22 protein-coding genes and 1 other annotated feature are annotated in these 22230 nt (G+C 33.9%); of the genes, 14 read left to right on the top strand and 8 right to left on the bottom strand.

The window, feature by feature from the left end; translation table 11 throughout:
- Positions 1-4 precede the first annotated feature (4 nt).
- The 11 genes from guaA to ASG46_RS19210 all read left to right on the top strand — a co-directional run bounded on the left by guaA (position 5) and on the right by ASG46_RS19210 (position 9836).
- Entirely contained in the window at positions 5-1546 is a 1542-nt protein-coding gene (gene guaA, locus ASG46_RS19260; protein WP_017359841.1) for a glutamine-hydrolyzing GMP synthase, read from the top strand.
- A 207-nt stretch (positions 1547-1753) separates the two neighbouring features.
- Positions 1754-1939 carry a hypothetical protein gene (locus ASG46_RS19255; protein ID WP_056705768.1) on the top strand — a complete coding sequence of 62 codons (186 nt, stop codon included), beginning with the start codon at positions 1754-1756 and terminating at the stop codon, positions 1937-1939.
- Between the two features lie 144 nt (positions 1940-2083).
- A complete protein-coding gene (locus tag ASG46_RS19250; RefSeq protein ID WP_056705764.1) occupies positions 2084-2287 on the top strand; it encodes a hypothetical protein in 204 nt (67 codons plus the stop codon).
- Positions 2288-2483: 196 nt separating this feature from the next.
- Positions 2484-2846 (top strand): hypothetical protein, encoded by a 363-nt coding sequence (locus ASG46_RS19245; protein ID WP_056705761.1) that lies wholly within the window; start codon positions 2484-2486, stop codon positions 2844-2846.
- Between the two features lie 17 nt (positions 2847-2863).
- Positions 2864-4252 carry an FtsK/SpoIIIE domain-containing protein gene (locus ASG46_RS19240; RefSeq protein ID WP_235562258.1) on the top strand — a complete coding sequence of 463 codons (1389 nt, stop codon included), beginning with the start codon at positions 2864-2866 and terminating at the stop codon, positions 4250-4252.
- A gap of 299 nt (positions 4253-4551) precedes the next feature.
- Positions 4552-5058, top strand: a complete 507-nt coding sequence (locus tag ASG46_RS19235) for a hypothetical protein (protein ID WP_034320420.1) — start codon at positions 4552-4554, stop codon at positions 5056-5058.
- Complete coding sequence (locus ASG46_RS19230) at positions 5036-6067, top strand: replication initiation factor domain-containing protein (RefSeq protein ID WP_056705758.1); 1032 nt, start codon at positions 5036-5038, stop codon at positions 6065-6067. The genes ASG46_RS19235 and ASG46_RS19230 overlap by 23 nt, the downstream gene beginning before the upstream one ends.
- Before the next feature lie 20 nt (positions 6068-6087).
- Entirely contained in the window at positions 6088-6291 is a 204-nt protein-coding gene (locus ASG46_RS19225) for a DUF3173 domain-containing protein (RefSeq protein WP_056705756.1), read from the top strand.
- On the top strand, positions 6291-7547 hold the full coding sequence (locus ASG46_RS19220) for a tyrosine-type recombinase/integrase (protein ID WP_056705752.1): 1257 nt from the start codon (positions 6291-6293) through the stop codon (positions 7545-7547). The genes ASG46_RS19225 and ASG46_RS19220 overlap by 1 nt, the downstream gene beginning before the upstream one ends.
- A 145-nt stretch (positions 7548-7692) precedes the next feature.
- A complete protein-coding gene (locus ASG46_RS19215; RefSeq protein ID WP_056705749.1) occupies positions 7693-9114 on the top strand; it encodes a deoxyguanosinetriphosphate triphosphohydrolase in 1422 nt (473 codons plus the stop codon).
- 20 nt (positions 9115-9134) lie between these two features.
- Positions 9135-9836, top strand: coding sequence for a hypothetical protein (locus ASG46_RS19210; RefSeq protein ID WP_056705746.1), 702 nt, complete (start codon positions 9135-9137; stop codon positions 9834-9836).
- 279 nt (positions 9837-10115) lie between these two features.
- Here the strand turns inward: ASG46_RS19210 and ASG46_RS19205 are convergent, their stop codons facing one another.
- The 4 genes from ASG46_RS19205 to ASG46_RS19190 all read right to left on the bottom strand — a co-directional run bounded on the left by ASG46_RS19205 (position 10116) and on the right by ASG46_RS19190 (position 14389).
- On the bottom strand, positions 10116-10808 hold the full coding sequence (locus ASG46_RS19205; protein ID WP_046342833.1) for a hypothetical protein: 693 nt from the start codon (positions 10806-10808) through the stop codon (positions 10116-10118).
- Positions 10809-11150: 342 nt separating this feature from the next.
- Positions 11151-11636, bottom strand: a complete 486-nt coding sequence (locus ASG46_RS19200) for a YbaK/EbsC family protein (protein WP_056705743.1) — start codon at positions 11634-11636, stop codon at positions 11151-11153.
- Positions 11618-12727, bottom strand: a complete 1110-nt coding sequence (locus ASG46_RS19195) for a helix-turn-helix domain-containing protein (RefSeq protein ID WP_056705739.1) — start codon at positions 12725-12727, stop codon at positions 11618-11620. The genes ASG46_RS19200 and ASG46_RS19195 overlap by 19 nt, the downstream gene beginning before the upstream one ends.
- Positions 12728-14389 carry a 2-isopropylmalate synthase gene (locus tag ASG46_RS19190; protein WP_056705736.1) on the bottom strand — a complete coding sequence of 554 codons (1662 nt, stop codon included), beginning with the start codon at positions 14387-14389 and terminating at the stop codon, positions 12728-12730. It abuts the gene before it with no gap.
- A gap of 57 nt (positions 14390-14446) precedes the next feature.
- Positions 14447-14711, bottom strand: a binding site (T-box leader).
- A 409-nt stretch (positions 14712-15120) separates the two neighbouring features.
- Here ASG46_RS19190 and ASG46_RS19185 point away from each other — a divergent pair.
- Both ASG46_RS19185 and ASG46_RS19180 read left to right on the top strand, forming a co-directional pair.
- Complete coding sequence (locus ASG46_RS19185) at positions 15121-15993, top strand: AraC family transcriptional regulator (RefSeq protein ID WP_056705734.1); 873 nt, start codon at positions 15121-15123, stop codon at positions 15991-15993.
- Positions 15994-16006: 13 nt separating this feature from the next.
- A complete protein-coding gene (locus ASG46_RS19180) occupies positions 16007-16579 on the top strand; it encodes a GNAT family N-acetyltransferase (protein WP_008344332.1) in 573 nt (190 codons plus the stop codon).
- A gap of 118 nt (positions 16580-16697) precedes the next feature.
- On the opposite strand, the gene ASG46_RS19175 is transcribed toward ASG46_RS19180, so the two are convergent.
- The 4 genes from ASG46_RS19175 to ASG46_RS19160 form a co-directional block, all read right to left on the bottom strand.
- Complete coding sequence (locus tag ASG46_RS19175) at positions 16698-17609, bottom strand: hypothetical protein (RefSeq protein ID WP_056705731.1); 912 nt, start codon at positions 17607-17609, stop codon at positions 16698-16700.
- 19 nt (positions 17610-17628) lie between these two features.
- Positions 17629-18357 (bottom strand): CPBP family intramembrane glutamic endopeptidase, encoded by a 729-nt coding sequence (locus ASG46_RS19170; RefSeq protein WP_056705727.1) that lies wholly within the window; start codon positions 18355-18357, stop codon positions 17629-17631.
- A gap of 95 nt (positions 18358-18452) precedes the next feature.
- Positions 18453-18863 carry a hypothetical protein gene (locus tag ASG46_RS19165; RefSeq protein WP_056705725.1) on the bottom strand — a complete coding sequence of 137 codons (411 nt, stop codon included), beginning with the start codon at positions 18861-18863 and terminating at the stop codon, positions 18453-18455.
- Between the two features lie 5 nt (positions 18864-18868).
- The gene (locus ASG46_RS19160; protein WP_056705722.1) at positions 18869-19321 is read right to left on the bottom strand and encodes a LytTR family DNA-binding domain-containing protein; all 453 of its coding nucleotides are present in this window, start codon (positions 19319-19321) and stop codon (positions 18869-18871) included.
- A gap of 196 nt (positions 19322-19517) precedes the next feature.
- Between ASG46_RS19160 and ASG46_RS19155 the strand changes: the two genes are divergently transcribed.
- Positions 19518-22187: an AAA domain-containing protein gene (locus ASG46_RS19155; RefSeq protein WP_056705720.1), complete on the top strand. Its 2670-nt coding sequence runs from the start codon at positions 19518-19520 to the stop codon at positions 22185-22187.
- Positions 22188-22230 lie beyond the last annotated feature (43 nt).

Below are 22230 nucleotides of genomic sequence, written 5' to 3'. Positions count from 1 at the left end.
CACCATGACAAATTTAGTAAATGAAATGATTTTGGTTCTCGATTTCGGTAGTCAGTACAATCAGCTGATCACTCGCCGTATTCGTGAATTTGGTGTGTACAGTGAGCTTCATCCGCACACTTTAACTGCTGAAGAAATTAAAGAAATGGCGCCGAAAGGAATCATCCTTTCTGGTGGACCAAACAGTGTATATGATGAAGGATCTTTCCGCTGTGACGAAAAGATTTTTGATCTAGGCATTCCGGTTCTAGGCATTTGCTACGGCATGCAGCTGATGACTCACTATTTAGGTGGGAAAGTAGAAGCGGCAAGCCAGCGTGAATATGGAAAAGCAGACATTCATATTAACGGAACACCTGCTCTATTCAAAGACCTTCCAACGGATCAAGTCGTTTGGATGAGCCATGGTGACCTTGTCGTTGAAGTACCAGAAGGCTTTACAGTTGATGCAACAAGTGCACATTGTCCAAACTCAGCGATGAGCTTAGCTGAGAAGAATTTCTATGGCGTTCAGTTCCACCCAGAGGTACGTCACTCTGAGTACGGAAATGATCTATTGAAGAACTTTGTCTTCGGCGTATGTGAGTGCGATGGCAAATGGTCAATGGAGAACTTCATTGAAATCGAAATGCAGAAAATCCGTGAAACAGTAGGCGACAAACAAGTATTGTGCGCACTAAGCGGCGGTGTAGATTCATCTGTTGTGGCGGTATTGATCCACAAAGCCATCGGCGATCAGCTGACATGTATTTTCGTTGACCACGGTCTTCTTCGCAAAGGCGAAGCAGAAGGGGTAATGAAAACATTTAGCGAAGGTTTCAACATGAACGTGATTAAAGTAGATGCGAAAGATCGCTTCTTAAACAAGCTAAAAGGTGTGTCTGATCCTGAGCAAAAACGTAAAATCATCGGTAACGAATTCATCTATGTATTCGATGACGAGGCGGACAAGTTAAAAGGAATCGACTACTTAGCACAAGGAACGCTTTACACTGACATCATTGAGAGTGGTACAGCAACGGCACAAACAATCAAATCTCACCACAACGTTGGCGGTCTTCCAGAAGACATGCAGTTTGAATTGATTGAGCCACTTAATACGCTATTCAAGGATGAAGTCCGTGCTCTAGGGTCAGAGCTAGGTATTCCAGACGACATCGTATGGAGACAGCCATTCCCAGGTCCAGGACTAGGAATCCGTGTACTAGGTGAAATTTCTGAAGAAAAACTAGAAATCGTCCGTGAATCGGATGCGATTCTACGCGAAGAAATTGCCAACTTCGGCCTTGAGCGCGACATCTGGCAATACTTCACGGTTCTCCCAGACATCCGCAGCGTAGGTGTCATGGGTGACGCAAGAACATACGATTACACAATCGGTATCCGTGCTGTTACGTCTATTGATGGTATGACGAGTGACTGGGCAAGAATCCCTTGGGATGTACTTGAGAAGATCTCGACTCGTATCGTGAATGAAGTGAAGCATATTAACCGCGTGGTGTATGATATTACGAGTAAACCGCCTGCTACGATTGAGTGGGAGTAATAATTAAGAATGATATAAATTGATTAAGCCTATTTTACAGTGTTTATCGTGGATCAAATGCTGTGAAATAGGCTTGTTTTTATATGATTCCCCACCGAATAACCCCCCAAAAGCTCTTTTTTAGAAATCTGTTTTTATGATATTGTAAGTGTTTGACGTCATGACAGTATCATGCTATTGTAAACGTAAAAATGGGAGGTCTTTTAAATGGCAAGTACAAAGTTTTCTTTCTACCTTAATCAAAAAGGAGAAGATAGCTTAAATAAAGTCCAAAAATTAATTACAGAAAAGGAAAATAGAGTAACGAAAGCGTGGATTATTAATACTGCGATTATAAAGTACTATGAAGAAATAAAAAAACAATATCATAACAAAGATGATGCTACAGAATAGTAAGCAGAAGAATTTTAAAAGGAAAAAGATTATGGATAACATAGTCTTTTTTATTTTTCTCTTGACGTCATGATGTTGTCCGTATATTATCTACATATATATAATGTCATGACGTTTTGATTTGATTGTGAGGGGGGTGAAGTGATGGAGAAAAGAGAAAAATCTATACGTCTGATGAATAAGAGAATAGAAAAATTAAATTATCTGATGAAGCAACTTGCCAATTTATCGACATCTCATTATTCATATACAGAAGATGAATTAGATTATATGATTTCAACAATCAAGCAAAAGAATTCATATGCTGTAGGGTGCTTAGAACGTAGGAAAGAACTAATTAAAGAATAAAGTAAGAAATGTTGTGCAATAAACTGAGCTAAATAATTTAAATGTTATTACTTATAGTGAAACGCAAACAGAGAGAGTTATTGATTTTTTGAAGTATCCTTCTTCATAGATAATTATGAGGAAAAGGAAATAACATACTTGCAATGGAGAGCACTAATTAAAGCTTCTCCATTGCAAAATTTGGAGAAGAAAATAAATGAAAAATATAATCAAAGTGGTAAACAAATTTATCTTTGAGACAGCTATAATTCTCCTACCCTTTACGATTGTGTATTTGTTATTGGGGAATTGGCTGTCAGGTATTACGGATTTTGGTAGAACTTATGTGTTTTCATCTGATGTAACTAACCTTCGTGAAGTTTATGGGACAGGAGTAAAATATGGCTGGATAGAGTTTGATACCTTTGGTCAAGGTTTTAAAAATTACAGTTTTAATGTTTCCTATGTATTTTGGGGCGGATTAGTATCTGCAATTCTTCTAGTTTTGATTGGCAAGTTAATTCATGTGGTCCTTGTAAAATTATTAGTGAACCGAGTAAATATAAAAAATAGAACTTGAAAGGGCGTTAGTAATCTGTGAAGCTAGAGGCACTAAAGAATATCCTTAGTAGAAGGCAGAGTGAATGGCATCATGTTGTTTTTCCGCGCAGGAAAATGAATTTATTTAAATATCTCCTTGGAGTATTCATATTTGTGCTGACAGCTTTTTGTGGAATGGTGTCTAATGCTATTCCTCCACTAATAATTAATATTCCTGTGGTGTATCGTTCTGTCAGTTTTAATGGTTTCGTTAATCTAATCATCATCACTTTTTGGACGGTATCCATTTATAAAAGTATAAGGCTCTACTTTAACTTTGTTAAGAATCCTAAATCATGGATTGCGAACAATTTAGCTTATATGATTGATACTTTGAAATTATATGACGAGGAATACTTTGAATCTATTAAAAACGATAAAGTTGTTAGGGAAAAGCGAATTGTCAGAGTAATTCGCATTCAATATAGGGAAACAAGTAGGCATGTGGTCGTAAGGATTTTACGTGATGGTGACAGGTTTACCAAAGAAGCCACGAAACTAGGGGAGAATTTAGAAGCTGCTTTAGGCTTGGAACTAGACTCTACCAATAAGTCGGTAGATTATGCTGAATATGTATTTTTAAAGCATAAAGATGAACGTATAGATTTAAATTCTACTGTAACTAACGTAAATGATTCAGATGAAATCAAAATAACGGGCAACATATCTTATGAGCTTCATAAGGTCCCCCATTCTCTTATTGTAGGAGGTACTGGATCGGGCAAGTCATTCTTTATATTAGGTAAGATTGTTAATTATTTGAAGTTGACTCCGCAAGCTGATTTACGAATTATAGACCCTAAAAAAGCTGATTTGAGTCTGTTTAGATTTATTACTGGATTTGAAAATAAAGTTGCAACAGATGCCAACCAAATATGTCGAATTCTTAGAGAAACTGTCGAATTGATGGAACGAAGATATACGGAGTATTTTAATGACATATCAGCTTTCGGAAAAACGTATCGAGACTTTAATTTGCCTGTCGTTATTGTGATATTTGATGAATTTTCAGCTTTTATGCATTCAGTGGATAAGAAAATTGCTAAAGAAGCATTAGATTATGTATTTACTCTAGTAATGAAAGGTAGACAAGCTGGAGTAATGATCGAGATCCTTATGCAACGTCCATCCGCAGATGATCTACCTACAAATATAAGGGCACAAATGGGGTTTAAAGCTGGGTTAGGTGCTATGGATTCCATTGGCTATAATATGATATTTGATACGAAAGACGTTGAATATAAGACTGTCACAGAAAAAGGTGGAGGTTACATACAACTAGATGGCAAACACACTTCTCCAGTTTATTTCGAAACGCCGTATATAGACAAAGATTTTGATTTTATAGCAGAAATAGAAAAACTAATGATTCAGAGAGCAAATTAAGTGTTTAATGCTATTCTTGTCAAACAGCTACAGCCAACATTGACCGTCAATTTTTGTGAAGGTTTGAGGCGGTGGCAGAGCCATCCGAACGGAGTGGTCGAAAACGTTCAGAAAAAGTGATGGCCAGTTGAGCGATTTTTGCTCAACATGAATCGAAAAATAGGGTCGCACCAGTTGGGTAACACTGGTGAATCTCCCTCAACGAAAATGCTCGAAACTCTTGGTGCTCATGGGTTAGAGGGCTGTGTGAAATCCCGAGAGTTGGGGATTTAAAAAATGATAAAGAGGTGTCTGTAAAAATGGGAAAACTAATATTAAAATCGTCTAAGTTACATTCGTTAAATGACTCGGAAAATGTGGATCTAGCTGATTTCCACTTTGATATTAAACAATTTAAGATTCCTACAGCAATGCTGATTCAGAAAGACGGCTTTACTACTCGAATTGAAAAAGAAAAAAATCTAAATGGAGAGTTAGTTGAAACTGGAAAGTATTCTGTCACATTTAAAGTATATGATCGTCCATTTATCGAACTCGTCTTACAAAATGGCGGTACTGAAATTGGCTCCCCTATTACTGTAATAGTTGAAAAACAGGATAGCCTACCTATTTTAGATGATTATGAAGATGGTGAGTTCATTCCAATTTCCTTTTCGGGACTAAAAGTGAAGCCTAAAAAGGTTCAAAAGAAAGCATTTGTTGGGCAAGGTAAACCAATGATTGATACATGGCAGTATTCAGAGCTTAAAGTTGAAGCTGATAGTTACATCATTGGTGAAGCACATGAGTCGTCTAAATCGAAGTAATCAGTGTCTTATTGATTACTTTCGTTGTTCAATTCCGAATAGTGAATTTCCAATCGTTGCTAATGAAATTTTAGGAATCCCTATCTCTGAATTTTCTTCAGAGATTAAGGGATCGCCTTATCCAACATACGATAGATGTATTAGCTTTGCGAATATAAAACTCCACTCTTCGGGAAATCATGGAAGCATTCTTGTAGATATGTCAGGACAAGCTTGTCGACAGTATGAGGAATTCATGTCAAGAATTGATGGATGGCATTGGTACAAATTTGTATCATTTATTTTAGGAATACAAGGGAAAATATCAAGGATAGATTTGGCATTAGATATATTCGATAATGCTTCTCCATCTGTAAAAACGCTACAGGATTATGTGAAACGAGGGCAGTTGAGTACGAAAAGCCATAAATATGTTGAAATAAATAGTGGAAGGATTCTTGATGGAAAACTAACAGGGTTTACGTTGTACGTAGGATCATCTCCTCAAATTTTACGAATTTATGATAAGAAACAAGAAAGACGAGATAATGCAGATGAAGTTGTGAACATTGGAAAATGGGTTAGATGGGAACTGGAGTTGACAGGAAACAAAGCAATGTTAGTTGCTCTTCAAATCTCAAATGGGAAACCATTGAACGCTATAGTTAAAGGTGTTCTATCAGCACATTATTGTTTCAAGAGGCAACCTAAGAATGTTAGTGAGTTACATAACAAAAATAGGCTTCCTACAATGAAATGGTGGGGAAAGTTTATAGAAGGTATTGAAGAAATACCTTTGAAAGTACAGCGTGAAAAGTTGACTTTAAAGAAAAAGAAAAAATGGGTTGAGCATTCAACTGTAAAGTCAATAAGTATGGTCTATGAATCATTTAGGCGAGTATACGGCGAAAAATATGCTGAGGAATATTTGAAAGAGTTAGTACATATAGGGAAAGAAAAAATCACTGAGTCTGATCAATCATTAATCGAGCAACGTGTTTTAGAACTTGTAAGCGAAGATGAATACTAGTGTGGAAAGGGATATGTGTGATGGGTACAACAATTTGTAAAGATGATTTAATAAAACTAGGCTATAAGAAATATCAAGCTATTTCGCTAATTAGGCAGGCAAAAGCAATCATGGTACAAAAAGGTTGTCCGTATTATAACAACAAAAGGCTAGGGAGAGTACCGAGGGATGTGGTTGAATCAATTTTAGGAGTTTCCCTTTTGGCAGAAATGAGTAACTCCTAATGAAAAATAAAACGCAACAAACAACGAAATACCCTGGTGTATATGTTGATGATAAAGGAAATTTCTTTTATCAATCGGAATTTGGTATTGATCGAATTACGGGAAAACGAATACGTAAAAAGGGAAGAAAAGATGTTAATGGTAAGCCTTTTGCTTCTGCATTTGAAGCAAACAAAGAGTTAACTCGATTAAAAAGAGAATATCATAAGGTTAACAGTTATTCTAACTATAAAATGACTTATGAACAATTTATGAATAGTGTGTACATACCTTATTATCAAACGAATGTTGAAGAAAGTACATTCTCTGTGCGAAAAAGAATATTGGAGAAGATCAGGGATAGATTTGCTTCTATCCCTCTTCGTTCAATCTCAGTAGAAGACGTACAGCATTTTCGCACATGGTTATTAACAAGTAAAGAAAAGGGTGGTGCGGGGTATTCACAATCTTATGCAAGTCTAGTATTTGGAACGTTTCGTAAAAGTTTAGATAAAGCTGTTGAAATGCAATACCTAGAAATGAACATATCTAAGAAGGTTAGAGCTATTCCTAAAGGTAAGGCGATTGTGCCGTATTGGACAAAAGATGACTTTGAAAAGGTGATAAACCAAATTTATATAGAAGATTGTTATGAGCATCTGAATTTTGTTATGCTGTGGGTCTACTATATGACCGGAATACGAGTGAATGAAGGAACTGCTTTACGTTGGAATGATGTCGATTTGAAAAATAAACGTTTACGTGTCCATCATATGCTAATTATGAAAACGAGAAGTGATTGGAAAAGAAATTCGTACACAAAAACGGAAGATGGAAAGAGAATTATAGCTCTTGATGATGATACAATAAATATATTAACAATTTGGCGAAAAAGACAATTGGAGATAGGGTTAGGTAATTCAAACGATTTTATTTTTAGTTATGATGGATTGCCAATGATTAAATCGACAATAGGCAGAATCATTAAACGCTATTCACAATTCGCAGGAGTAACAAGTATTCAAGCAAAAGGATTGCGTCACTCCCATGCTTCATATTTAATCAATGAATTTAATGTTTCTGTTCTTGTACTATCACAACGTATGGGACATTCAAGTCCAGAGATTACTTTAAAACACTATGCCCATATGTGGAGTGGGGCAGATACTGCAATTGCTGAAATAATGGCTGGGAACGTTATAATCAAAACAGCATCACAAACAAACATTAAATTTAATGGAAATCAAGCTTTTAAAAAAAGTAATTTAAGAGGCTAATTTTGAGATGTAAGGGATTAGAATATTTAAGTATATGTAGCAAAGTTCATATAAGTATGTGATGTTAAAATAAGTCTGTTTTTCTCCTTGTACTTTGATAAGATAGAATTATAAGGAAAGAAAATACAAAAAGGCAGGTTAGGTTATGTTAAATTGGGAGAATTTATTATTAGGTGAACGAAAAAGGAAGTCAGAAAGTAAAAGTCTTCCTCACAGAAATGAATTTGATAAAGATTATCAACGAATTATATATTCTTCATCTCTAAGAAGGCTACAAGATAAAGCACAAGTATTTCCCTTACAAAATAATGATTTTACAAGGACAAGGTTAACACATTCTTTAGAGGTTGCCTCTTTAGGCAGATCATTAGCATGGAATATAGGAGAATGGTTAATTCAAGAAAAAGTTTTTAAAGATTTTGCAAAGGCTAGAGAGTTAGCCTCACTAGTTGAAGTATCATGTATAGTACATGATTTAGGTAATCCACCATTTGGACATTATGGTGAAGATATTATTCGGAAGTGGTTTGAAGATTGGTTTAATATAAAACCAGATACAAAAATAGCGGACAAAGACAGCAAAACATATGGAGAATTATTTGGAGAATTAAATGAACAACAGAAGAATGATTTTCTGTTTTTTGAAGGAAATGCACAGGCAATACGAATTTTAAGTAAGTTACAATTTTTAAATGATGAATATGGTGCTAATTTCACTCTAGCAACATTAGGAACATTAATGAAATATCCATGGGCTTCTAATGATGAAAAAATTAAAGGAAAAAAGAAGTTTGGATATTTTCATTCTGAACAAGAATTGTTTGAAGAAATAAAAAATAAGATAGGTATTGATGGATGTAGACATCCTGCTACGTATATTTTAGAAGCAGCAGATGACATAGCTTATTTAACTGCTGACATTGAAGATGCTGTAAAAAAGAAAGTAATAAAATGGGATGATATTTATAAAAATATTAAAGGAAAATTTGAAAAGGAGTACCCTAACCAATTTGCAATATTAGAACAACTAAGAGATCAAACTTTGTTAAACAAAGTACCTGATAAAGATTTAATAAATGTTCAAAATTTTAAAGTATATATCCAAGGCATATTAATAAATGCTGTAGTCGATAGTTTCAAAAATAACTATGGTTCAATTATGGAAGGTGCTTTTGAAGGGGATTTACTATCTAATTCTACAGCAAAAAAACTTTCGAAAGAATTGAAGAATGTAGCTTATAAACATGTATTTACTGATAAGGAAGTTTTAACTCTTGAATTAGTAGGGGATAGAGTCATATCTGATTTATTAAATTTATTTGTTAACGCTGTTATAAACGTTGATGGCTTAACAGAAGCTAAAACAAAACATGAAAAACTTATTCATTTAATATCAGAGAACTTTAGGCATATTCAACGAATTTCTAAAGAGGGCAAGCCTACAGTGGAATTTAAAGATTTATCATTGTACAATAGACTTCAATTAGTAACAGACTTCATTTCTGGTATGACTGATGGATATGCAGTGAGTTTACACCAAGAGCTATTAGGGGTAAGATTACCTTAGTTATAGAGGGGGGATTTAAGGTGAGTAGATATGAAAAAGAAATAAAAAATAGACTGATTTTTTTACTGGGGAAAGATTCTAATAGACTTAACTTCATTGAAGAACTGTCTAACGTAGGCGATTTATTGTTCTTTGGAGGTTCGATAAGAGATATCTGTTTGTTTCCTGATAATCCCCCTCTACCTAGAGATTTTGATATAGCAATAAAGTTTAAAGATAAAACTAATTTTGATTTAATTACAAAGAAATATAGTAATAGAAGAAACAGATTTGGTGGATTCAAATTTAAAATAGGAAATATGGAATTTGATATATGGGATTTAGAAAACACATGGGCATTTAAAAATACAAATTTGCAAGCTAGTGAAGAAAATTTAGCGAAGTCTGTGTATTTGAATATAGATGGTATTGTATACAATTTTAATAAATCTAAATTATATGATGAATTATTTAGAACTTCTATAAAAGCTTCTAAATTAGATGTGAATTTAGAAGAGAATCCTCAAGTTGAGCTGAATTTATTAAGAGCTCTTGTTTTTAAAGATAAATATAAAGAAGAATATAAGCTTAATTTTTCAAGTAACCTTAAAAGGGTTTTTAAGAAACATTTAGCAGATGAATCGGTTGAATTGGTAGAGAATCTTTATAACCTACAATGTACGCATTATAAAAAAGATCATTTATCAAAAGAAAAAATAAAGTATGAATTACAGCATATTTAAATTGCATTTACTCATATTAAAGCCTAGGAACCATAATATAAGTGAGTGCTATTTAAGGGGAATTTCATATTAATAAAGAATGATTCTCATTAGTACTACCCACCAAACGCACCACCAAAACAATGTTTTTTTCAAAACGTGCTGTCATACAAGGAAAGAGGGAGTACTGTTTATTATCGAGTGGGAGTAATAAAAAGAAGCTTAGAATTCTTGATTTAAAAGGGTTCTAAGCTCTTTTTTGTTATTGTTGCAAACAATTTGCAAACAAAAGCTATTAGTTTATGTATTTTTATCGATTTTATTATTTTGTTTTCTGAGCTCTTTTCTTTTATCGTGAGTTAGTTTTGTAGTAATTAAAATCAAAAGACTAAGAACAATTGTAAATGTACCAAAAGCAATCATTAAAATTTGGTAATCATCAGTTGACGAAATTGGCAAACTGAATTTTTTAGCATCTAATAAAGTAAGGATAAGAAACATATATGCGGAAACTGTTACTCCTAAGATGTATAGATATTTAAAACGGATTGAACGATACCTAAGATATTTTTCATCTTCATTGATATTCTTATTTTCATCTAAAATAATCGTTTGATTTAAAGATTCTTTTGTATCGATTAATTCATTCGCTAAAGTCTGCTTCTTTTCAACCGGAATAAAATTTGTTTCAAATAATTCAGTGACTAAATCGTTATAAGTTTCCTCTACAGTATTAATATCTTTTAAAAGAATATTGTTTCTTTTCGCTAATGAAGATAGTAATGCACTGACAACTTGAGGGTTCGGTATTTTACCTTCAGAAATAGACATTATTAGCATTTTTGACACTTTAAAGTTAACTTCTTTTACTGAATTATAGTAATCTTTTTTGCTAATTTTATTCGAAATAGCAGTAGTTATAAAAAAAACTATAACACCACTTACAATACCACCAGCAATACCTACAAACCATGGGTTACTTATAAAATCCATATTATAAAAATCTCCTTATCAATTTATAAATATAATTAATTATATCAATAAAATTCAAAAAAATGGATGTTTTTTAAAAATAAAGAGAGCCATTCAGCTCTCTTTTAAATTTCGTTTCTCAAATTAGAGAAGAACGATTTGCAAACATTTTGCAAACAACAGTTATAAATTCATGTTCCATGAAGTATATTTAAATGATTTAAAAGCTTTTAAGACGGAAAATTAACTTTAAATGAATTTGCAAAATCATCGAGTGGGAGTAGTTATAATAGAGCTAGAAACCTTTGTGTATCAAGGGTTTCTAGCTCTTTTTTATGTTTGATTGCACTTTTTTCTTCCGTTTTATTGTGTGAATTCATCATTCCATCCCTTACACACAGCAATCCATTGTGTATAACCGGAGTGTTTTTCTAGTTGTTTGATTGTGAGTTCAATAGCACTGTTACTGCTGCCGCAGGCTGGATAGACTGTCTCAAAACGTTTGAGTGACATATCTAAATAAACAGAAACGCCATTCTTTATAGCAAAAGGACATACTCCGCCAATTTCATGACCGACCAAGTCAAAGACCTCATGAGGAGGCAGCATTTTCGCTTTTGTTTTAAAATATTCTTTGAATTTTTTGTTATCAATTTTTGCATCGCCAGAGGTCACAACTAAAATAGCTTGTCCATTTACTAGAAAGGAGAGTGTTTTTGCGATTCTTTCAGGTTCGCAGCCCAATGCAGAAGCAGCCAAGTCTACGGTTGCGCTAGATACTGAAAATTCCTGAATTCGAGTATCCATCTCATATTGTTTAAAATAATCTTTTACTTGCTTGATTGACATGATGATTTCTCCTTTTTATTCGTATTGATTTGACATGATCTATTATTTAAACGATATTGATGTGGTGTTAGGCGATACTTTTTCTTAAATAAACGAATGAAATGCTCTACATTTTGATAACCAACGGCTCCCGAAATATGATCCACTTGTAAATTACTACCGGTTAGCATTTCGCAGGCTTTTTCCAATCTTATTTCTTGTCGAATTTCACGAAATGATTTGCCGAGTGTACGAGCTATATATCTAGACAGATAAGATTGTGAAAGGTTGAATTTCTCTGCCATCTTTTGGAGTGTTATATGCTCACAACATTGCTGAATATATTGAAGCATTTGAATCATACGTATATCACTATATGGTTTGACCTGAATGACGTTCATATGATTTGGTTTGAATCTTAATAAGAGACATAATAATATCTCAAACAAATTATTCATAATCAACTGGTAACTAGGAAATCGATTGTGATTTTCTATAAATAGTTGAAGAGAGCAGTCTAGCAAATTTTTATCCATGTGACTATGGAAAATAAGAATATGTTTATTTTCTTTTATATACAATGCATTCAAAAAGAACTCAGAAATGACATGATTTCCTTTTAACATTTTAAAAAACACTTTTTGAAAAGTACTTTTGCGGATCATGATTTGGATTGCGATTGTATTCTCCATTACAAGTGGCTTGTGTATTGTGTCAGGTGGAATAAAGGCAATATCTCCTGATTTTAAAGCGATTTTTTTATCTTCCACTTCTACATACATCTCATTTTCCAGAACATAGATCATCTCAAAGAAATCATGGATAGCCGACAATTGAGGCATAAAACGGCTATACTTTCTCACTTCGATATCTTTCTCCTGACCTAACCACATGGTATCCTCTTTTTCAAATTCGTTCTGCCCTCTTAGCAAAAATTCTTCTATATATATTTGCTTTTGCATGAAATTGTTTTGATCATAATCCTTCAAAAATAATTGCAATGATTGATTGTCATGCTTTTTCTGTTGGTATTGTTGATAAAAGATTTCTTGCTCGTTATATTTTCTTAAATATTGCATCGCTTCATGTTTTTCAAGTGTATCTGTTTCCATCTACATCCAAACCTCTAGTTTATTTACTGCAACCACCAGGGCCTTTACTGTTGCTTCTATAATATCTTTATCGATTCCAGCACCCCAATGCATTTTTCCTTGATTTGAAATACCAATCTGCGCACAGGCTTTTGCTTGAGAATCGTTGCCCAAAGAATTCTGTTCATAGACTTCCAAATCATACTCGAGATGAAAATGTGCTTTTAACGCGTTACTGATTGCATCTAAACTTCCAGTGCCAGTTCCTTGTATGTCAATTTGTTGATGATCTCTCAGCAAAGTTAAGGTGACTTCTTGCTTCTCTCCTTTATGAAATTGATAATCAAGCAGCTGGAAATGAGGGTGAAAATCAACATACTGCTCTTTAAAAACATGATATATTTCTTCGACAGACAATTCCCTATTTGTCTGATCAGATACTTTCTTCGCTGCATATCCCACGGCTTCATTCATTTGATAAGGAAGTTGAATGCCATAATTTGTTTCTAATATATAGCCTATGCCGCCTTTTCCAGACTGGCTATTGATTCGAATCACATCCGTTTGATAATTCCTCCCCAAGTCAACTGGATCTATTGGGATATACGGAACGTCCCATTTATCAACATGATGTTCCTTTCTATATTTCATCCCTTTAGATATCGCATCTTGATGTGACCCAGAAAATGCGGTGAAAACCATCTCCCCAGAATATGGCTGTCTCTCATGAACAGTGATTTTTGTTAGTTTTTCATATTTTTTACGAATCGCTTCTAGGTTATTGAAATTCAATTGTGGATCATAACCTTGTGAGTACATATTCATCGCCAAAGTAATCAAGTCTACGTTCCCTGTACGTTCACCGATACCAAATAATGTCCCTTCGACTCTTTCGGCACCAGCTAGCACACCAAATTCTGCATCACTCACCCCAGACCCGCGGTCATTATGAGGGTGAACAGACAATGTCACACTGTCTCGGTAAGACAGATTTTTGTGTATATACTCAATCTGACTTGCAAAGATATGAGGCATTGAATATTCAACTGTTGTCGGAATATTGATAATCGCTTTGTGATGTGGTGTCGGTTTCCAAATATCTAAAACACTATTACAAATATCTAACGCGTAATCCACTTCTGTTCCTGGAAAGCTTTCAGGACTATATTGAAAATAAATATCGCTATTTGTTTTTTCGGCAAGTTCTTTTACTAAAATAGCTCCATCCATTGCAATTTGTTTAATTTCATCTTTTGTTTTCTTAAATACTTGTCTGCGCTGAGCTTCTGAAGTCGAATTATATAAATGAACAATCGCTTTCGGTACCCCCTTAATGGCTTCGAAGGTTCGGCGGATAATATGCTCTCTCGCTTGTGTGATCACCATAATCGTGACATCGTCTGGAATCATATGATGATCAATCAGTGTCCGTAAAAACCTAAACTCCGTATCAGAAGCAGCTGGAAATGCGATTTCAATTTCTTTAAAACCTATCTCTATTAGTAACTGAAACATTTCCAATTTTTCTTCTAAGTTCATAGGAATAGGTAATGCTTGATTTCCATCCCGTAAGTCCACACTGCACCATATCGGAGCACTTTCTAATGTTTCTTTCTTCACCCAATCATACGTAAGGTTCGGTGGCAAAAAGTATTTCTTTTCGTATTTTTTGTGGTTAAACATCATCGATTCCTCCTAGAAAATAGAATATAAAAAAAGCCTTTCATCCCCAAGATTTAACTTGGAGACGAAAGACTTCTTCTTACGCGGTACCACCCCTGTTTCATGATAAACAAACATTATCATGCCCTTATTCGGATACAGATTGTTTGATCTTATATCCTTCCCATATAACGGTGGGGTGCCGACCTTAACTACATCAATACTTTTCATTTCACTAAGGCTACTCTAAGGTGAGTTCCCTGCCTTTTTGTTATTGCTTCTCATCAGCCAGCAACTTTCTGACAACATTTCGGCAAGTACTATTCCTTATCATCGCATTCTCATTTTTCTGATTTTTTCTATTATACCAAGATGACAAAAAAGTGATAGTGGTAGGGATATCTTTTTTAATTGATTTTTTTTGTCCTGTGGGTGTCTTGTCTTCATTTTTAATTTTATTTTACTTCTGTTTTAATGGTAGAATAACTAGCGTTTTTTGCTAGAGTTTGAAGCGGTAATTTATCTTTCAGATGTTAATGGTCCTTGAATCGTTTTCTCATGTTCTTGATAGGACAACCGAGCACATCTTTACCTTACGAGTTTAATATAACGGAAATCATTTTTAAGAAACTTGACTTTTTGTGCTATGGAAATTGAATGATTATTTTGTGGAAGGTTATTTAAAAATAGCACAAATGATCAAAAAGTAAGAGGAGGGAAGTAATAAAATAAAAGTAGAGGAGGGAGAAACAATGGATTACTATGAGAGAATACAGCATTCGATTGAGTTTATTGAGGAGAATCTTCAAAACAATATAAGTATAAAGGATATTTCCTCGAAATCCTGCTTTTCAGCGTTTCATTTTCAACGACTGTTTCAAGCCATTACAGGTTTTTCTGTGCAAGAGTATATCAGAAATAGAAGGCTCTCTGAAGCTGCTAGGTTACTGAAAGAAACAAATCAAAATATTTTACACATAGCGATTGCGTTCCAGTATGGTTCTCAAGAAGCGTTCGCCCGTGCTTTTTTACAATTCTTTGGGGTGACACCAGGCAGGTTTCGAAAAGAGGAAATGGAGTTAAAGAAACAAAACAAAATGGATTTTTTAGCGTATCAATCTAAGTTAGACAGTGAATTCAATATGAATAAACCTGTCATGACTCAATTAAACAAATTTTATATTATTGGTTACGAGTATCAAACGAATCTTCAAAGTGAGGAATATTTCACGGACATTCCTTTGTTTTATATGGATTTTGGAAAAAAGGAGTATTATCAACAGATTCCAAAGAGAAAAGCACCTCATATGGCTTATGGTGTATCTACTTCCTTTCATGATGATGGCCGTTTTTCGTTTGTGGTAGGGGAAGAAGTGGAGGAATCCGATATAGATTTAAATGAAGGGTTTGTAAAAATAGTGATTCCTGAGGGGAGATATGCAGAATTTAAAGTGAGTGGCTCTCATGAAATGGTGCAAAACACTAGAAGATATATCTATGGTAGCTGGCTCCCAAATTCTAATTATGAAAGAACGAGTGGACCAGATTTTGAAATAACAGATGTCTTACATTCGAATGGCCCGAACGATATCAAAATGAAAATCTATATTCCTATCGAGGAATAAGGGGGATTAAGAGATGAAAATAGAAAGTCTTTTTGGTACTTTTCCTGTAGTTGCGTCAAAGAATCTATTGTTAAAAAGGGTGGAAGAGCGTCATTTGCCAGAGTTATTTTCAATTTACGACAATGACACAGTCTTTCAGTATTGTGGGATCATTCCCAAACATAATCTCCAAACGGTAAAAAAAATGATTGGACATTTTGAACGAGATTATACGAAGAAAAGCAGAGTGAAATGGGGAATCTTTCAAAAGGATAATCCTCATACGCTAGTTGGTATCATCGAAACAATGGACATCAATCAAAAAGTGAATGCGGTGACGATTGGTTATTTCTTTGCAGAGGAACATTGGGGAAAAGGCATCGCAACAGAAGCTGTCTCTACACTAGTGAAATTTCTGTTTGAAGAGATTGATATCAATAGAATTCAAGCGGAAGTCATGCCAGCAAATGAGGTATCAAAAAAAGTCCTATTGAAAAATGGTTTTATCAAAGAAGGGCTGCTTAGACAAGCTGTTTTATGGTCTGGCAAAGGAGTTGTTGATGTAGAAATATACAGCATGCTGAAAGAGGATTACATGAGTGAATAAGCTTGATAACATGATGCTGATATAGCGTTTAAGATATCAGCTTTTTATGATCTCATTTTTCTTTTATCGGAACCCTTTTAGAAAATAAAAAAGCGAACACGAAGCTCGCTCATTATGGTTAATTCAATTCGTTGGAAAATCGAATTTGTCTATCTTTTAGTTCATCATAAAATGTGAAGTGTTGCAACTTCAATTCTTCACAGACTTTTTTGATCATCCATTTGCCCCGTTCTTCAATCCTAATATTGACTTTATGTAGGTACTCACTTAATTCTTGTTCATTTTGAGGTTTTAATCGATTGTAATTTCCGATTCCTGCAAAATGACCTTCCCAAAATTCACTCACTGTCCATTGCTCATCATTGTTTACATAAGGTTGAAGGAAATATCGTTCGACGAACTGTTTCCAACAGCCTAATGGTTTAAAAAAGCCAAAGAATGATTGTAATGTCACATCCCAATAATCTTGAGAGAAACTGTATCGACCAGTGTTCATCCAATGAGGTAATACAGTGAAATTTCCAATATAATGAGAAGAAGTAGCGAATTTTTCAAACGCTGCAATATTATCTTTGATCTGTTTAAACTCTTTGACTTTCTCATTAGAAATCAATAAATGACATTGATCTATAAGAGGGTTTTTGGGGTTAATGCCAATTTCATTGTATAAAGCGTTTTTATTTTCTGAGCTTATCACACTGTTTTTATAAGTTGTCCAAAACGAATTCATTGTTTCGCCGCGGAGCAAATCATAATAATCTAAATGGTGCTTTGATTTAAGCTCAGGATCATTCTCTGTACCCCATAGTAATTGATAAATATGAAAAGGTTCTTTATCACAATCAGCTTTACTACGCGGTTTAACTTTAGCTTTGAGTTTACCCATTTTATACTCTAACATGATCTTAATTGATGATGTATCTTTGATCGGCTCTTTGATATAACTTTGTTTAAAATCCCATTCCCAAGGCTTGATTTCAAGTTCTTCACACTTTTGAAACCAGCCTTCTATCCATGTGTTCCCCTTCATCTCTTTCCTCCTCTTTTCATTATCTATTGAACACTTTTTTCATTCTTAATCTTTTCCACAACACCACCGCAAGAACAAGCAAAATGACACATTGAATCGAAAGCAAAAGCATTTGCATTCCCACAGACGTTTGCCCATTTGTGGTTTGATCCACGATATTATGAACCGCGTGCCATAAGATCACCCATTGCAGGCTGTTCGTGAGTGCAACGATTTCAGCTGCAACGAATCCAAATAAAAAGGCGAATAGGATTTGTGCGACTGTTAAGGTGAGGCTTTTTCCGCTTAGTAGATTCGCAGCATGACCGAGACCGAATAGTACGGCGGAGCCCCATATGGCAGTGCTCAAGTTAATTTGTTTTAAATATTGAAACAGAATGCCTCGAAAGATTCCTTCTTCAAAAAGACCGACACACACCATGAAGAAACAAAGTGCTAGAAAGGAAGAAACAGTTAAATCCTTGTTGAATCCAGCAATAAACGGAATGGCCTCGATGATCAGGATCGGAAATATCCACATCCCAAGAGAGCCTTTTCGAAAACCTATTTCTTTCAAGTGAAAACGACTTTTTTGAATAATGAATAGAAGTAAAAGACACCCAGCTAGCATGGCACTGCCATTGATGATATAGATGGTCATTGGATCGGTCACTTGTTTTATGGATATATAGACACCTGCACTTGTTGGAATAATTAAAGAAAACAGCAGTAGAAGTACTGATTTTCGAATGATTGTGATTGGTTTCATGTGTTGATTCCTCCTCTAACGTCAGAGTAGAGGAATCATGCAGAAGTCACAATGAAATCTTCCTAACATGTCAATTTTTAGCCCTAAGATGCGCTTTAAACTGTTGTTCGTTTCTTTCGCTGCTGTAAAAGATCGTTGATTTCCTCAGCGGTTGCTTGATCTTTTTTATACAATAGGTACTTGATCACAAAGAATAAAGCCATGACCACAAGGAAATTCACGATAAACGAAAGGGGGCTGATTTCACCGCTCACAATAATGATGGTTGTTATAATCATACACATCACAAGGACGATATATAGAATTTGTTGAAAAAGAATCCGTTGATGGCTGTACGTTTGTTTTGGGTATAGCAAGAAGGTCAGGGCGCTTGAAAAAAAGGAATTGAACATGATGGCTTGTAAAATATAGATGGGCATCGTTCCAAACGTGAAACAGTAAATCAATACGAGTGCAGTAAAGATTATACAAAATGTGATCAAAAGATTTGTGATATAACGTTTCATCCTGTTCACTTCCTTCGTAACCCAAGTTTCTCTTTTAATGATTGGATATAAAAACGTGAAATCATCACCTTTTCCTCATTTGTAAGCTTTGCTTCAAAACGACCACTCGTTTTAGGAGAAATAGCGGCAATAGAATCTATATTCAGAATCATCGATTTTGAAATCCTGACATAATCGTGCGCTTCAAGCTGTTTTTCAAGTTCAAATAACTTTTCCTTTAAGAGAAACACTCCATCTGACGTATACAAGAACGATCTTTTATCAACGCTTTCTATATATAAAATGTCGTGATAATAGACCTTTTTCACTCTTTCTTTCGTGGGTTCTTGTGCTAAGAAATAGGGGGCTGACTGCTCCACTTGCTGGACAAGTTTTTCAACCGCCGGATTGAGTTCATAAATGTGAAAAGAAACATACTCTGGTTGCGGCTTTTGGATGAAATTAAGTTTTGTTTTCATAGTTTTCCTCGGTAAGTATGATTTATAAATTCTTGTGTTAGTAAGATCATTTAGATAAATACATTTGATTATATGATATCAAAAATTTCATATCATAGATTTGATTAAGGTAAAAATCCATAATTTAGATGAAAATCAAAATATTTTCAAGTATATTAGATATAACATAACTAACATACGGATGGTGTTTTTCTCTATGGTTTTAATATATATGGATGGGCAAGATAAAACGGATCAAATCAAAGATTGGAAAATATGTACTGAAAAAGATTCCGATAGACTTATGTTAAGAGTTGAATTTCCATCAGGTAAGTTCTTTTTTAAACCGCTAGATCAATGTGTGATTGAACCAACAATAGATTGTAAAGGGAATTTACTACATAATAAAAACAAGAATACATTCAGTTATATTGAGAAGGCAATACATTATGGAAATAAATATATCGTAGTAAAATACCCGGAATCCGAAAAACCATATATTATGGAGAGTGATAACGCTCAAATTTCATATTCGGCAAATTTTAAAAATGAAGAAGTATTCTCATACTTTACTTCAGTTGCAAAAGAACGTTTAAAGTTTACTAATAAGCATATAGCAGAGAATGTAATTCGACAGTTAGAAAGAATAGTTCCTTATTCCGGTACAGCTTTAAATGCGTATTGTTTAGGTAAAACAGAAAAGAGAACACCAAAGAAACATTTGATTTTCCCTTTTGGATTAAATGAATCACAATTAAAAGCAGTCGAAGCAGCATTTTCATCCCAGATAAGTGTCATTGAAGGACCACCAGGAACAGGAAAAACCCAGACGATACTTAATATTATTGCTAACATATTAATAAATGGGAGTACAGTAGCAATAGTTTCAAATAATAATGATGCTGTGATTAATGTGTATGAGAAACTTGAGAAGGTGAATTTAGGACATATAATAGCGAAATTAGGTAATAAAAGTAATCAAAAGGAGTTTTTTCAATCATCGATTGAGATTGTTAATGAAGATATACAAGGCGTAAAAGAAATAGAAGAAATTGATGATCTTGTACAGAAATTAAAAAAACATTTGCATGCACAAAATCAAGTAGCAAGTTTAAAAGCTGAAATTAATGAATTGTCTGTAGAGGTATCTTATCTAGAAAAGTGGCGACATGAGGAACGCCCTGATGTAAAACTGATCCCTCTAGAAAAATATAAATTTAGTCTCAGAAAAATAGTTGATTTAATGGTTTTTTTAGATCATCAAGTTAAAGCAAAAGTTTCCTTAAAGAAAAAATTACAACTGCTTTTTAATTATCAAATGATTCGTACAAGCTTTCTTAATGATATTGATGAGCGCGACAATTTTATTTATTCACTTCAATTCTTGTTTTATCAACGTTTATTAGAACGTAAAAAGAAAAAAGTTGATTTATATGAGAACGAACTGAAAAGCCAAAATTTTGGAGAGCTATTAGAAGATTTAACTCAGAATTCTATGGGGTATCTTAAAAATTATCTAAGTGATGCTATTCCATCTAAGTCATTTAATTTTGAGTTGGATAATTACAAAAAAAATTTTAATTTGTTCTTAAATAGATATCCAATCTTAGGTAGTGGAAGTCAATCAATAATTAATGCAATAGGTAAGGGTACATTAATTGATTATGTAATTATGGATGAAGCTTCTCAACAAGAAATAATTTCAGGAATTTTAAGTGCAGGTTGTGCCAAGAATTTGATTGTTGTTGGGGATAGGAAACAATTACCACATATTGAGATTAGGAGTGACATTGAGCCACCTTCTCCAGTTTATGATAGTAGAAAAATGAGCTTTTTAGATTCTGTTATCTCGTGTTTAAAAGAGGAGATCCCTATAACTTTATTAAAAGAGCACTATAGATGTCATCCGAAAATTATTCAATTTTGTAATCAACAATTTTATGACAATCAGCTAATCCCAATGACTGAGGATAAAGGAGAGCAGTCTTTAGAGTTGATTACAACTTCAAAAGGAAATCATACGAGATGGAACGCTAACCAAAGAGAGCTAGAGTCAATTCTTGAAGTAGGAGTTGATGAAGAAGCAGAGACTAGTTTTATTGCTCCTTATAATGCACAAATAAACTTGTCAAAAAAGTATTTAAGTAAAGATGCCTCTAGTTCAACAATTCATAAAGTTCAGGGAAAAGAGCGAGATAATATTATCTTCTCAACTGTTCTTGATAATAAAAAAAGTAGTTTAAGTAAGATGGATTTTGTTGATAATCCACATCTAGTAAATGTAGCTGTGTCTCGTGCGAAACATAAGTTTACATTGGTCACAGGAAACAGTGTTTTTTTACCATATAACAAAGATGTTGCTGCGCTTATCCGCTATATTCAGTACTATGCTGACTCTGATCAGATACATGAAAGTCCTGTCATCTCTGCGTTTGATTTACTCTACGAAGAATATGATAAATCGTTAGAAAAGTTAAAAGCAAAATTAGATGGCAAAGATTCTAAATATAAATCTGAACAGATAATAGCATCAATTATTAAAGAATTGATGCTAAAAGATGACTTTAAACTGTTAAACTTTCATATGCATATAAAATTATCTCAATTGGTTAAAGTTGACGGTAATTTTACGAAAAGAGAGCAAGAATTTCAAAAAAGAGCTAACTGTGATTTTGTATTTTATTATAAAGTTGGAAAAGTTCCTATGGCAGTTCTTGAAGTAGATGGGGGCTATCATGATAGACCAGTACAAAAGGAACGAGATAGTGTTAAAGATAGTATTCTAGAAAAGGTTAGAATACCAATTCTTAGACTTAAGACAACTGATGTTAAAGTTAGTAAAAAAATTGAGGAATTTCTATTAGCAACAATCAATATGAAACCTTAATGAAAAGTCCTAAACCTTTTTAAAATAGGTTATAGGACTTTTT

The sequence above is a fragment of the Bacillus sp. Leaf49 genome (genome assembly GCF_001426125.1).
Taxonomy (GTDB): domain Bacteria; phylum Bacillota; class Bacilli; order Bacillales; family Bacillaceae; genus Bacillus; species Bacillus altitudinis.
The sequence above is the reverse complement of the archived record's forward strand: the minus strand, read 5'-3'. Positions and strand labels throughout refer to the sequence as shown.

Coding starts and splice junctions, on each gene's coding strand:
- guaA (WP_017359841.1), top strand. CDS start 5: ATGACAAATTTAGTAAATGAAATGATTTTGGTTCTCGATTTCGGTAGT.
- ASG46_RS19255 (WP_056705768.1), top strand. CDS start 1,754: ATGGCAAGTACAAAGTTTTCTTTCTACCTTAATCAAAAAGGAGAAGAT.
- ASG46_RS19250 (WP_056705764.1), top strand. CDS start 2,084: ATGGAGAAAAGAGAAAAATCTATACGTCTGATGAATAAGAGAATAGAA.
- ASG46_RS19245 (WP_056705761.1), top strand. CDS start 2,484: ATGAAAAATATAATCAAAGTGGTAAACAAATTTATCTTTGAGACAGCT.
- ASG46_RS19235 (WP_034320420.1), top strand. CDS start 4,552: ATGGGAAAACTAATATTAAAATCGTCTAAGTTACATTCGTTAAATGAC.
- ASG46_RS19230 (WP_056705758.1), top strand. CDS start 5,036: ATGAGTCGTCTAAATCGAAGTAATCAGTGTCTTATTGATTACTTTCGT.
- ASG46_RS19225 (WP_056705756.1), top strand. CDS start 6,088: ATGGGTACAACAATTTGTAAAGATGATTTAATAAAACTAGGCTATAAG.
- ASG46_RS19220 (WP_056705752.1), top strand. CDS start 6,291: ATGAAAAATAAAACGCAACAAACAACGAAATACCCTGGTGTATATGTT.
- ASG46_RS19215 (WP_056705749.1), top strand. CDS start 7,693: ATGTTAAATTGGGAGAATTTATTATTAGGTGAACGAAAAAGGAAGTCA.
- ASG46_RS19205 (WP_046342833.1), bottom strand. CDS start 10,808: ATGGATTTTATAAGTAACCCATGGTTTGTAGGTATTGCTGGTGGTATT.
- ASG46_RS19200 (WP_056705743.1), bottom strand. CDS start 11,636: ATGTCAATCAAGCAAGTAAAAGATTATTTTAAACAATATGAGATGGAT.
- ASG46_RS19195 (WP_056705739.1), bottom strand. CDS start 12,727: ATGGAAACAGATACACTTGAAAAACATGAAGCGATGCAATATTTAAGA.
- ASG46_RS19190 (WP_056705736.1), bottom strand. CDS start 14,389: ATGTTTAACCACAAAAAATACGAAAAGAAATACTTTTTGCCACCGAAC.
- ASG46_RS19185 (WP_056705734.1), top strand. CDS start 15,121: ATGGATTACTATGAGAGAATACAGCATTCGATTGAGTTTATTGAGGAG.
- ASG46_RS19180 (WP_008344332.1), top strand. CDS start 16,007: ATGAAAATAGAAAGTCTTTTTGGTACTTTTCCTGTAGTTGCGTCAAAG.
- ASG46_RS19175 (WP_056705731.1), bottom strand. CDS start 17,609: ATGAAGGGGAACACATGGATAGAAGGCTGGTTTCAAAAGTGTGAAGAA.
- ASG46_RS19170 (WP_056705727.1), bottom strand. CDS start 18,357: ATGAAACCAATCACAATCATTCGAAAATCAGTACTTCTACTGCTGTTT.
- ASG46_RS19165 (WP_056705725.1), bottom strand. CDS start 18,863: ATGAAACGTTATATCACAAATCTTTTGATCACATTTTGTATAATCTTT.
- ASG46_RS19160 (WP_056705722.1), bottom strand. CDS start 19,321: ATGAAAACAAAACTTAATTTCATCCAAAAGCCGCAACCAGAGTATGTT.
- ASG46_RS19155 (WP_056705720.1), top strand. CDS start 19,518: ATGGTTTTAATATATATGGATGGGCAAGATAAAACGGATCAAATCAAA.